General features: G+C 65.8%; 8 protein-coding genes and 2 pseudogenes. 7 read left to right on the top strand and 3 right to left on the bottom strand.

What is annotated here, in order from left to right; all coding sequences use genetic code 11:
* The first annotated feature begins 27 nt into the window (after nucleotides 1-27).
* From ACZ7IB_RS13430 to ACZ7IB_RS13420, 3 genes and pseudogenes are all read left to right on the top strand, one after another.
* Nucleotides 28-1,098 (top strand): SPDY domain-containing protein, encoded by a 1,071-nt coding sequence (locus ACZ7IB_RS13430; protein ID WP_470912502.1) that lies wholly within the window; start codon nucleotides 28-30, stop codon nucleotides 1,096-1,098.
* A 39-nt stretch (nucleotides 1,099-1,137) separates the two neighbouring features.
* Nucleotides 1,138-1,410: pseudogene (locus tag ACZ7IB_RS13425) on the top strand (SPDY domain-containing protein); the annotation flags it as partial.
* Between the two features lie 195 nt (nucleotides 1,411-1,605).
* Nucleotides 1,606-1,809: a helix-turn-helix domain-containing protein gene (locus ACZ7IB_RS13420; protein WP_470912328.1), complete on the top strand. Its 204-nt coding sequence runs from the start codon at nucleotides 1,606-1,608 to the stop codon at nucleotides 1,807-1,809.
* A 399-nt stretch (nucleotides 1,810-2,208) separates the two neighbouring features.
* On the opposite strand, the gene ACZ7IB_RS13415 is transcribed toward ACZ7IB_RS13420, so the two are convergent.
* From ACZ7IB_RS13415 to ACZ7IB_RS13405, 3 genes and pseudogenes are all read right to left on the bottom strand, one after another.
* Complete coding sequence (locus ACZ7IB_RS13415) at nucleotides 2,209-3,105, bottom strand: DUF5655 domain-containing protein (protein WP_470912499.1); 897 nt, start codon at nucleotides 3,103-3,105, stop codon at nucleotides 2,209-2,211.
* Nucleotides 3,106-3,666: 561 nt separating this feature from the next.
* Nucleotides 3,667-4,101: a hypothetical protein gene (locus ACZ7IB_RS13410; RefSeq protein WP_470912327.1), complete on the bottom strand. Its 435-nt coding sequence runs from the start codon at nucleotides 4,099-4,101 to the stop codon at nucleotides 3,667-3,669.
* Between the two features lie 25 nt (nucleotides 4,102-4,126).
* A pseudogene (locus tag ACZ7IB_RS13405) lies at nucleotides 4,127-4,422 on the bottom strand (SPDY domain-containing protein); the annotation flags it as partial.
* A gap of 555 nt (nucleotides 4,423-4,977) precedes the next feature.
* Here ACZ7IB_RS13405 and ACZ7IB_RS13400 point away from each other — a divergent pair.
* The 4 genes from ACZ7IB_RS13400 (at nucleotide 4,978) to ACZ7IB_RS13385 (ending at nucleotide 11,746) form a co-directional block, all read left to right on the top strand.
* Nucleotides 4,978-5,766 carry a hypothetical protein gene (locus tag ACZ7IB_RS13400; RefSeq protein WP_470912325.1) on the top strand — a complete coding sequence of 263 codons (789 nt, stop codon included), beginning with the start codon at nucleotides 4,978-4,980 and terminating at the stop codon, nucleotides 5,764-5,766.
* Nucleotides 5,763-6,200: a hypothetical protein gene (locus tag ACZ7IB_RS13395; RefSeq protein ID WP_466090049.1), complete on the top strand. Its 438-nt coding sequence runs from the start codon at nucleotides 5,763-5,765 to the stop codon at nucleotides 6,198-6,200. Before ACZ7IB_RS13400 ends, ACZ7IB_RS13395 begins: the two co-directional genes overlap by 4 nt.
* 499 nt (nucleotides 6,201-6,699) lie before the next feature.
* Complete coding sequence (locus ACZ7IB_RS13390; protein WP_466090048.1) at nucleotides 6,700-7,092, top strand: CU044_2847 family protein; 393 nt, start codon at nucleotides 6,700-6,702, stop codon at nucleotides 7,090-7,092.
* 16 nt (nucleotides 7,093-7,108) lie between these two features.
* Nucleotides 7,109-11,746, top strand: coding sequence for an NACHT domain-containing protein (locus ACZ7IB_RS13385; protein ID WP_470912320.1), 4,638 nt, complete (start codon nucleotides 7,109-7,111; stop codon nucleotides 11,744-11,746).
* The last annotated feature ends 310 nt before the right edge of the window (nucleotides 11,747-12,056 follow it).

The raw sequence follows: 12,056 nt of genomic DNA, 5'->3' as shown, positions 1-12,056 counted from the left end.
GCCGCCGACAGAAGAGAGCACACCTTGGTGACCACCCCGTCCATCGACGCGCACGTGCGGCTCGACATCCACCCGGTCCGCTCCAGCGCCGTAACCGCCGCCCTGACCGGCACCCAGGCCCACGTCGCGCACATGGCGCTGGAGGCCGACGGCTGGGTCGCAGTCGCCGAGAACATCCTCGTGCTCGCTCGCATCGACCATGAGGAGCCGTACTGGGCGCAGAAGGCTGCCCAAGCCCTGAATACCGGGGGGATCACCACCGAGATTACCCCCAGCCTGCGGGAAGCGATCGACGAGGAATGGACCTGGGCCAACTACCCGATGCCCTGGTGCACCCGTAGCGAAATCCGCGAGGTCTCCAATCAGGCCCAGAAGATCTACGACGACATCCAGTACGGCCACCTCCTCATCCACGCCCACGCCCAGGACAGCCACACCACCGTTGCGGTCGGCACCTACCTCAGCGGCGGAAAGAGCGTCTACCTCCACGGTGAGAACCATGTGCGGCAGATCGCCGACACCTTCGACTCACCGGCGCAGGCTCTGGCCGCCTTCGAGAAGGCCCACGGCGACACCATGAGTCCCGGACCAGCACCCAAGACGGACACGGAGCGCGCCGCAGCCAGAGCCCGAACCTCCCTCGAAGCACCGGCAGTCGAGCCCGAGGCACCCCTCCCCACACCGGAGACCGTCCCCGCCTACGCCGCCGACGCCGGCGACCACGACGCTGCCCTCGGCACGTTCCTCGACACCCATGGTGACTGGCAGAAGTGGCGAACCTGGTCCGATGAGACCACCCACGCCATCCACGAGGAACAGACCCTGCGCATCGAGCGCATCCACGATGCCCCCGCCCACGAAGCCGCATGGACCGTAGCGGCGTACGAAACACCGGTCTCCGCCCGAATGTGGGTCCTCACCGCGACCGGCAGCACCCCCGCCCCAGTGCTGCAGGACCTGCTGCATCACCTCGCCCACAACGACGTCTGGGACACAGCCCTCGGCTCCCCGGTGGGGGAAAACACCGTCACCGCCGCCACGCAGCCTCTCACCGATGCCGGATGGGAACACACCGTGGACGGACGCTGGATCCGCTGAACATCCCCCGCCGGAGACGCGGGAGTCCAAGCGGGAGTCCAATTCGACGCCTTCGCCGCGCAGCACCCCATCCAGAACCTCGACACCTGGACCATGTGGGCGGGCCCGAACCTCGCCCGCGCCACCTGGCTCCTCGCTGCATCTCGTTACACCCCCAGCGCGCTGCTGGCCGACCTGTCGGAAACCCTCGCCCACGGAACCGGGACTCGCCGGCCACAGACCACTGTTCGAGCACACATGACGAGCCTTCTCACCACACCGCTGGCCACTGCGGCGGCCAAGGCCGAGACCACCGTGAGCCGCTCACGCTGATCACCTGGGGACAGAGCGACGGACCGTCATACACCAATGCACCACAACCCAATCACCCGCTACCTCACCCACGGGCGAATCGCTTATCGCCAAACGGGATGCGCCGCTGTCACGCAGTTTCGCGCTCCACCCCCGTGCCAGATAGGCCGTGCGATTGAACTCGGACGCGGGTGACCACAGGCCCACTTCGGGTCCGTGCCCGGTAGCGACCGCGCCGTGGCCCGCCTCACTGGCATGTCTCATAACACGGTCGGCCGGATTGCCCGCGGAGAAGTCCTTCCAGACCTCGGAACCGTCGCGCGCCTCGAAGTGGCGCCGCAGACCAGCCTGTGGCCGTCAGACCTGTGGCACAGCTTCCCGCCCGGTGAAGCCAAAGACGGTTCAGCCCCCCAGCCCTGACCAGAGGCCAGGCTTCGGCCATCGAACAGACGCCTGCGTCCGGCCAGGCCGCGCTCGCTCCGTGCGGATCACACGAGACGGACGATATACAACGGCACGCCTGCCCTGCTGTGCGGCTTCGGGCGTCCCGACTCTTCGCGCCGGGCCGAAGTGTCGTGTCAGACTCCGCGGCATGCCGCTCCCCGCAGGGCCGTGCATCGCCATGGCAGCCCGTTGCGGGGCATGGCGAGAGCCGCTTCAAAGCCGGGCAACATAGCGCAGGACTGCCGGTTGGCCAAGCCGACAGTCCTGCGGATCATTGATGGTCCACCGCCACGAATTGCCCGTACGTCGAGAGGCACCACCCGGACGACCACAGACACCGCACGAAGCGCAGCTCGCCAAGAGGCTGGCAGGCGATCACGCCGCCGCGTAGCTCGCCCGGAACAGGTCCTGCGCCCGCTCCACATCCTTCGGCGTACGCAACTGAACCTCCAGATCCCCCGTCCCGTGGTGACCAAGGCCCGACACGTCACGGGTGAACCCTGGAACGAGGTCGACGTCCTTCGGGTCGATCTTCAGGTAGACCAGCAGCTTGCTCCGCTGCGGCGGGCACAGGCAGGCGAAGTTCCGCAAACGCTGATACGCCCGGTACTGCTTGCGCTCAACCCGGTTCACACCGTCGCCGAGCCCGAGCAGCGCCTCGTCGACCGCGCTCGCCAGCTCCGTCATCGACGCACCCCGGACGTCAGCTGCCGCCCGAGCAACCGCCGGACGGCGCGCCCGCCGAGCCGCTTGCATGCCGCCACTCACGGACGCCACGGTCTCAAGCCCGAGCAAGTTGTTGCCGAAGAGTCGGTAGCGGACCAGGTCGATCGACCGCCGGTGCTCGCGCACGGCATGCACGTCATAGCGGGTAAAGTCGCCGGCGATACAGATCAGGCGCGGCCCGCTCCACAGGACCTGGGACTCGGCCGTCGTCCCGAGCCGGTCGCGGACCAGGTGCTCGAACTCGGCCCGGTGGTCCATCAGCCACGCCAGGTAGAACAGGCCCTGATTGATGACGCCAGCGTCCGTGCCGCGCTTGTACTCGACGATGACCGGGCTACCGTTCTCGTCCAGCCCGAGCGAGTCGATCCGGCCGCCGTGCACCGGTCCGGTGCCGTACTCACTCGCCAAGAACCGGACGCCCAGCAGCGTTTCCATGTGCGCCTCGGCGAGACCCTGCACATCTGCCTCGATCTCAGCAAGACGCGGCATGACCTCGGTCATGCCGCTATTCGTCGTATCCGTGCGGAACAGCTTCAGGCTCGACACCTTCCCCTCCTCGACCCAGAGATCGACAACATCGGGCAGGTGTCGATTTGTTTCCGCGAGAGGTTTCGGAGTCGTGAAGAATGCGTGAGCACGGGTTCGCACGGGCGCCTCACTGCCATCCCAGCACGGAAAGACATTTGGGGTCCGACCCGAACAGGTCGGACCCCAGCTCACCACAGCTTTGGCCACATTGGATACAGCGGCGGTCGTCCAACCAGCCTCCCCTCCTGGCACGTCAGCCGTCAGCGGCCCCGATGACTGGGCCCATGACCAACGCGTGACCAACAGCGGCCAGGAACAGGCAGAAATACCCAGGTGGAGGCCGGTCCAGACGGGAATTGAGAATGTCGGCCGAGATGACAAAACACCTGGTCAGCGACCTATTTCGGCTCCGTCGGGCCAGGGGTGGCGGCCCCCACAGGACTGATGACGAACTGCGTCGCTCACTCAGGGCCTTGTTCGGGTCACACGGAGGCGAGCCGAACCAGGTCGTCGCCATCGCCGGAGAGAGTCGAGTTTGTCTCCGTGCGTACGGAGGTGAGGCGCCGCGGCCGAGCTCACTCAGCAGGAGTGCTGCCCACCTCCTGGGCCGGGGTCGAAGGCGGCAGAGGCCGAGGGGGGGGTCGGTTCGGATGGCTGGGCGCTCGCGGCTGGCGCCCAGGTGAGGGTGCCAGCCACCGAAATGGCGACGGCGGCGGATCGTACGAGACGTGCGTGCACGGGGAGGTTGCGACCGTGCAGCGGTCCCTGCCGGCGGCGGAAAGTGCCGTGATCGGCGAAGCTGAGCGCCACGGTGTCGATCGTGCCTCGGTCGGTGTGCGTCACGGTCAGGCGCAGGCAGCCGTACGCGTTCCTGTACTGCGTATCGGTGAATCCGATCTGCAGTCGTAGTGGTGAGTCCGCGATGGGCGTGGCGTAGTACGTGGTGCCCACCATGGTGCCGCTGGGGAAGGGAAGACGGAGTTCGGCGAAGAACTCGGGGATGTGCAGGGACAAAGTTCCTCCGGTGAACAAAGCGGGTCTACCGGGGTGGGCCGGGCAGGGCCGGTCGGCTGGTGGTGCTCCAGCCTGGGACGCTGGCCGCAGGCAGGGCGGCCGGGCGGCGCGTTGTCACGGCCCTCCGCACGTCAAGGGGGGTGGGTGCCGGTGGTCCGGGCGGGAGGATCGGGGTGAGCGGGCCATCCCCTTGATGTAGCTGTAGGTGTCCTGCCGCCATCGGGGCAGCGGAGTTGGGTCGGCGACGCACTCGGCGACGGCGCTGAGCGGCGCCCCAGGTCGGAGGGCCGAACGGATCGCGATAGGCGTTGATGTGTCAGAGCCCGTCGCCTTCTCCTTCGGGCAGGTATCCGAAGCGGACCTTGCGGTCCGGTGCATGGGTGTAGGCGTTGCCGATTATGTGGAATCAGACTTGTCAAGGCTCGGCACCAGGATGCTGTACGCGCGCAGCTCGTCCTGGCCTTCGTAGGCGCGACGGAGCCTGTCGCCACTTCCGGCACACTCTGAGAGGAGGGCCAAGGCACCACCCTGGCCGCACCAGGCTTCAGCGTAAGTTCTTTTAACTGGCATTATGTGCCGGTGACTTGGACGGTACGAGACTCGGGCGCACAGGCCGAGAGGGAGCGGCGCCGCAGGGCAGCGCGCGAACTTGAGCAGCTTCGGCGGGATTTGCGGCAGCTCGGAATCGACCCGACCGTCGCGCCCCACGTGCGCGACGCGGTGCGGATCTGGCACGCGTGCGACGGGCCGTCCCGGCCTCAACGAACCCCGTCACCCGTGACGATATGCATAGTTTTGCTCGGAGTTCTGTGGTCGGTGGGCGACCTGTGGGAAGCAGTGAACGGACCGCTTCGCCTGTGGCTATGGCGCGTCGCAATGATCAATGAGATCGAGCTCGCCACCGTGGGGCGCGCGCTCGGCCTGTCCGCCCTCGATGTGCAGTCCGTAGCCATGTGGCTCCTCTGCTACTTCGTTCCCTGCTGGGCTCTGACCATGGCCATCAGTTTCATGGTGAGCCGGTTGCTCTACCGGCTCCGCATGATCTTCTACCCGGCTCGCCTGGCCGACAAGTCCCGTGTGGGCCTTGCCTACCGCTACGACCTCGTTGGCCGGGTACTCAGGGCGGTCAACGCGTGCGGCACGGTCGACCGCGCTCCGGACGACCAGAAGGAATCCGCCCGCCGGGCACTATCGGACGCCTTGGCGCAGGTGGAGCAGGCCATCAGATGGGCACATCACTCCCGGGGAACCCTGTCCCTGCGCTCGCCTCTGCACAGCAAGGCCAAGAGCCATGCCGACCGTGTCATCGGCAGGCTGCGCACCGCGGATCAACGTGTCGACGAACGCGGGGACGCTGAACTCCGTCCCCTCGCCGAACTCCTCCTGACCATCGCCGAAAGGTACTTGGCGGGGCGCGTCACCGCACTGCTGAAGAAAAAGACGCTGAAGGGGACCGAACCGGCCAAGAGCCGCGAACCTCTGCGGCTGGCCGCGGCCGCCTTCTTGGTTGCTGCCGGAGGCGTGGGAATCGACCTCTTCGGTCTCCCTGACGTCCTCAAGGACACCACCTTCGCCGCCGTCGTCATCATTGCCATCACACTTCTGTACCGTGGCTCCTGGGTGCCCAGAGGCTTTGCGGTGCCCGCTGGAGGTGCCCGGCAGTGAACGTCATGTGGCACCCTCAGCTAGCGAGTGTCATGGTGGCCTGCGCCCTGGCCGGCCCCATCTTCTGGTACGGCATCAGACACGCGACCAGCCTGCAGTCCCTCATCGTCAGGTGCGCGGTCACCATCGTTTCGGTATTCCTCGTCTCCACCCTCTTCGGCGGGATCTTCTCGCACCTCATGGCGTACCCCGACGACCGCTTCCCGGTCAACACTCGATTCCTCACCGACGACCCGAACGAGCTCGAGCTGTCGGTGGGGGACTCCGAGGACGAAGTGCGTACGTTCACCCAGATACATCTCTGCGAGTCGGCACCTGCGAAGGGTGGCGAGACCGCCTGGATTTGCTTCCATGACGACGGCGGAAGGACAACATCCTTCAGGACAAAAGACGGTTCCGTCGTCTTCATAAGGAGATGGAACGACGGGAAGTGACGGGCAACCTCCCCGGGTATCCAGGACACGGAATTCGAACGCGTCCGCTCCGCGCCCACAGAGACTGGACCTGATCGCGGCACCGCGCGATCAGACCCTTCTCGTCTATCAAATGAGGACTGACCCAACCTAGGAATGTCGGTCAGCCGGGCGAGGAGCGCGTCGATGGCGGTTTGACCGTCGTCGTCCGCAGCGCGTTCGTCCTCGCTCAGGGGGATAGAGACGAGCACGTGCCGCAAGTTCGGCTTGCCTTCGAGGAGTTGGGCCTTGCTGGAGTCCTTGGGGGTGTAGCACGAGCCCTGCGCCGGACCTCTCTCCATGCCACGCATGACCCCAGCGTGGCGCTGCACCTCGCGCTTCGGCGGCATCCGGCCACGGCCGTCCAGCAGTCCTAACAGAGCAGGTCTTGCTACGAGGTAGGCTATGCCGTCGCGGCTGGTAGCGGCGGACCACGTCGGTACGAGCCCAGAAACGGCTGCTGCGTCACTTGGGGGAAACGATGTCCGACTTCGTCGAGTTCAACTTTCCCGGCGGACAAGCCGTGCTCGTCGAGGTCTGGCCTACCGACGAAACTAAGGTCGGCATCGATGCCGAATACCAGCTCCCCGGCAGCGCCGGGGTCGAGGCAGTTGGCCTCGGTGCCCGCATTGTCGAGCAGGCAGGCAGGACGCTTAGTGAGGCGTTCGCTCCACTGGTCCCGCTCCTCTCAGGTTTGCACGATCAGGTCACGAGTCTCCCACGGAAGCCCGAGGAGCTGACCGTCGAATTCGGCGTCAAACTGACTGCCGGTCTGAAACTGGCCGTGGTGAGTGGCGGCGAGGCCAGCTTCAACGTCTCTGCCACGTGGCGACTCAGCGACGACGACCGCAACACCACCTCCGTCGCTGAATGAAACGGAAGCGGGCGCCATGTATCCGGTATCCGCCGATGATTCCCTGCGCTCCGCCTTCGTCTCCTTCCTGAAACCGGACGGCACTGTAGTCGGCGGCGGCGTCTTGGTCACCGACGAGAACGCCATCGTGTCCGTCCTCACCTGCGCCCATGTCGTCAACATGGCATTGGGCCGACATCAGTTCGCGAGCGACAAGCCCACTTCCGACTCGGTGACCGTGGCCTTCCCATCCGTTCCCGGCCAACGCTGTTCCGCCCATGTGACCGGGTGGTGGCCGGCACGCTCTCTCCGCGATGAGGAAGAGACGCTCTCTGGCAAGGAGAGACGATGGCGTGGAGACATCGCCACGCTACGGGTGACTGACGCGCTACCCAAGCAAGCACGGCCAGTGCGCCTCGCAGCTCCATCCCTGGGACAGCCGGCCTGGAGCTGGTTCGGCAGTGGCGAACCGACCTCCGTCGTTCGGGTGCACGTGTCCGCAGTGGCTGACGACTGGCTGGTCCTCAGCGGCGCCCCCACGGGACATGCCGTCCAGCCCGGGTACAGCGGCAGCCCTCTGTGGGACAGAAAGCTGCAGGCAGTCGTCGGGATGCTCGTCAGCGCACATCACTCGCTGCCATACAGTCGGCTGACCACGGCGGACATCACCCGACAGAGCTACGCGATCCGGGCAGACATCATCGCCGAGCGCTGCCTAGCACACAGTCCAAAGCAACGTCTCCTTCCCGGCGAGGTGCAGTCCCTGCTCAACGCACAGCGCAGTGCGGCGCGGGCCTTCCCGTATCGTGCTATCGGCCTCCACGGCCGTGATCCCTCGGCGGTCTACGTACGCCAGCAGGTGTCCACGTCCGATAATGCGGCTGCGGCATTGGCCACCGACCCAGAGCAGGCCAGCGCAGCACCCGCCCCCGTGGTCCTGAGACCGAAGTCAATCGAAGAGGCCCTTGCCACACACCGGCACCTGTTCCTGACGGGCGTTGCGGGTTCCGGAAAATCCACTCTGACCCTTCAATTAGCGACCCGAGCCGTCATGCTTCCAAGGGACGGCGCCGCTGCCGCTACCCTCCTGCCCGTCCGGTTGCTGGCGAGGGATCTGGCAGCCCGTCCCGGAATGCGCCTTCTCTCTGCGGTGTCAGATGCCCTCGGGGCGAGCCTTGCGAGGTTCCTGGCACGCGACCTCGATCCACGACTGTTGGAACAGCGCGTGCCTGGATCGCACTGGCTCTTGGTCATCGATGGCTTGGACGAGGTCACCTCGCGAGCAGATCGCGCCGACCTAATCGAACGCCTACGGGTCTTCATGGAGGCGGAGCGCGAGTACCACGTTCTGATCACCAGCCGTCCCTTACCTGACGACGAACGCCGAACCTGGGACAGTGACAAGGAGCTCACGCATTACGCCATCGAGCCCTTCCAGCATCATCAGCGCGCCCAGTTCGCACATTCCTGGTTCTCAGATGACGTGGATCTCGCCGAGTCATTCCTTCGCGAGCTGGCCTCATCCCGGCTTGAGGAAGAGGCGTCCATCCCGCTCCTTGCCACAGTCGCAGCAGTTGTGTTCGCTGAGGCGCCCAGCCAGCCTCTTCCCGCAAGCCGCTTCGACCTGTACGAACGGTACTTCTCCCATCTGTACGACTCCCGAGCCCGCCAGCTACTCAGTGACACGCAGTCCCGGCTCGCTGGCCGACCAATGGCGCAGAAGCTGGCTCAGGAACTGGTCGAAGCACGAGTCGCGCTGATCGAGCACCTTGCACCGCTGGCTCTGAAAGCCCGGTCTCTGCTGTCTGAAGCCCTCCAATGGCTGGCAGACCGGGCCATCACTCCCACTCCAGCACCAGCGGACTGGGCCGAAATCGTTGGTTCAGTACTCACCTCCACCGGGTTGCTGCTGCTAGACGGCGAAGGTCTCATCTTTGCCCACCACACCTTTGCCGAGCACATCTGCGACCTACTCGACGCCCGCCGGCTTCCGTCCCGATTCGATCCCGACGATCCGATTTGGTGGAAAACCCTCAGACTTGCGTGCGCGGATGGGAATCTCACAGCGCAGCGGACGATCTTCCACAGAGCACTGATCAATAGCGACGCCTCTGAACTTCTCGACTGGCTGCTCGCGGGTAACGACATCGCCCGGGAGCTCGCTGCCGCACTGGTTTCACGTGGTGTTCAGGCGACAGCAGGTCAGCATGAAGCCCTGGCGCGCACCTTCGACTTCTGGCTGTGGCGGGCATTGCGCGGCGGCAACGGCCGGTACGTAAACCAAGTGGTCGGCGCACTAAGTCTGCTGCGCAGCCTTGATCATCCCCTCCAGCGAGTGATCCACGGCGCTGCGGAGAACGCGGCCTTGCCCGACGTCGTTCGCGAGGCCGCAGCGCACGCTCTACTGCGCTCGGGCGAGCCGCATAGATCCCGCGGCCTTGCCCTTCTCCGCCGTTTCGCCTGCGATCCACAGCTCGCGGGTGCAGTACGTGTCCGGGCGGCTCAAGCGCTGGAGTTTGCAGGCGCTTTGCCGGCAGCGAGGGAAAGCCTCACTTTCCTGTCACAGGACGAGGCGTTCCTCCACGAGCATCACCGCAACATGGCCGAGCAGCTACTGAGCGACGCCCCCGGGTGGATCTCGCTTCCCCACAGGCCAGCCGCCGGCCCCTCCCTCATCGATCTACGCCCGATTCCAGCAGACCTATCCATCGAGGAGGAACATGCGGAGGACTTGAGCACCCCGCCAGGCTTCATGGAGTCCCCTCGCGACTCAGATCAGGTGGTGCCATGGTCCGCCGAGACAAGTCTCCTGGACCTGCCCGTCGACGTCTCTGCGCTTCTGTCTGTCTCCCCGACGGCGGATGAAGAAGAGGTGGCCGCAGCAGCAGTCCGGGCGGTGGCCGCAGATTTGTCCTGCATCCTGCGAGGGCAGTCCCCACCTGGCGCACGTCCGGCTGCAAGCGCATGGTCGCGGCTCGCGAAGTGGCTCGGCACCCGACCTGCGCCGCCACATTCCGCGCACGCGGCATCGGTGATACGGCTCCTGGAAGCCGTCACTGGTCACCAACACCAGGTGGATGACCGACCCGGCCTTCTCGTCAGCCATCCACAGCGGGCCGTCCTGGCCGCACTGCTGCTGCGGGCTCAGCCTGAGCACCAGCTGGCCGGGCTGCGGCTACTGACTGGGCCGATGGCCATCTGGGACGTGGACGTCGTCCGATTCTTGCTGCAGGTCGCGGCCTCGTACCAACCAGGGCTACGCGAGCAGGTGGTCGCCCAGCATTGCCGCATTTTGCTGGACTCGCGCCTACCGAATCTATGCAGGCAAGACATTCTGATGTCGGTCCGGAGCATCGACGCCGATGCTGCGGCCACCTTCCTCACCCAGCGCTGCGCAGCCGACCCCTACATGGTGACCACGAATGTCCTCTCGCTGGGCCGCCAATACCGAGCGGAAGCGGTGGGCTACGTGCAGCGTAGGGCCCTCGGCTCGCTGGATGGCGTACTCGGAAGCTGGTGCAATGCAGCCAGCGTCCTGCTGGGGACCGGCTCGCGCGGTGACCGTGAGGAACTGGCCCGCATGTTGAAGGAGGTTGCGCTTCTTACGGGGGGTGGCTCTACGCAAGCGCTTGCCGTGACCGCAGTCCTCGCCAGTCACAATCGGGCGGAGGCAGGGCCCTGTGCGGGACACGTAGCGAGCTCCGCTGCGGCATCCGACATGCACCGAATGGCAGCGGCCAGCCTCCTTGCCCGCCTCGGCGCCGGGCCGGACGACGAATCAGTCGTCCTGAACGTTCTCGACAGACTTGACGCCCAACAACCACCCCAGGGGGCGGTGGCTTTCGCCGCCGAGGTCGCATGCATCAGCCCGACAGTACGTGATCGGTCCGAAGCATTCCTGCGCACCTGTCTGGAGTCTGGTTCGGTCGGACTACCCACGGAGCTGGTTGTGGCCGAGCTGGCCAGTCTCGGCCCCTACGCCCGAGCCCGCCTTTGCCGCGATCTTGTACGGCTACTACGAGGCTCAACGGACTGGCGGCAGTGGTCTGGGCCTCTGGAGGGCATCGCCCTGCTCGGGCCCGACTTGCACGAGGCCACCCAAACCCTGCTGTCTAGCCGAGTTCGGACATCAGAAACCGTGGCTGATCGCTTGGGTGCCATAGATCTCATCAATCACCTGAACTGGCAAAGCTCTGGAGCTCAAGCGGCGGCGCTCCTAACAACCTTGGCCGACACCGAATCCGAGCCTCCGACGACGCGCGCCCTCGCAGCACGCCGCCTATACAGGTACGGCCCGCAGCACCTCCCTACAGCACTGCGCACCTTGCAGGCTCTGGCTACAAATCGCCAAACCTTGCCGCCTCTGTTGAGCATCCAGATCGCAAGAGAACTCGCCACCGTCGGTGCCATCGAGCAAGCCGAACAGGTGCTCGCCACGCTTGCCCGGAATAGGGCCCTGTTGGAACCAGACCGAGTCGAGGCCGCGCTACTGCTGCTGGTCCTTGATCCCTCCTGCTCAGGAAGCACAAGGCAGACGCTCGCCGCTATGGCCCATGACCGGCGACTCTCCGCCGATACCCGAGATTGGGCTGCCGAGGCACCATCAGCCCTCGCCCGGAGTAGTCGGCACGCAGCTCTTCTGGGTCAGGCCAGTCGGCCAGCTCCGCACGGCTGAAGGGCTGCGGTGCCGCCATGGTTCGCACGTATATCGGCGGTCAGCAGTCCAGCGCGTCATGTCGAGGCACGCACCGTGGAGCCCTGTCAGCACACCCCTCATTTTTGTGCCACCTCGCCGCCTCCACGGGCCGACGGTCAAGGGTTCACTCCGTGCCGACCAAGATCCGGGCCATACGCGGACCAGCCGCCTGCACCTTGGCCCAATCGTGGCCGTTCCGCTGTTCAGCGGCATGCGAGGCGTGTACCACCAGCAGACGAAGACCTTGCTGGAACTCTGCGCAGGTGGCTGAGTGGGACCGCTCAGCACC

The organism is Streptomyces sp. NPDC037301, assembly GCF_055602785.1.
The sequence above is the reverse complement of the archived record's forward strand: the minus strand, read 5'-3'. Positions and strand labels throughout refer to the sequence as shown.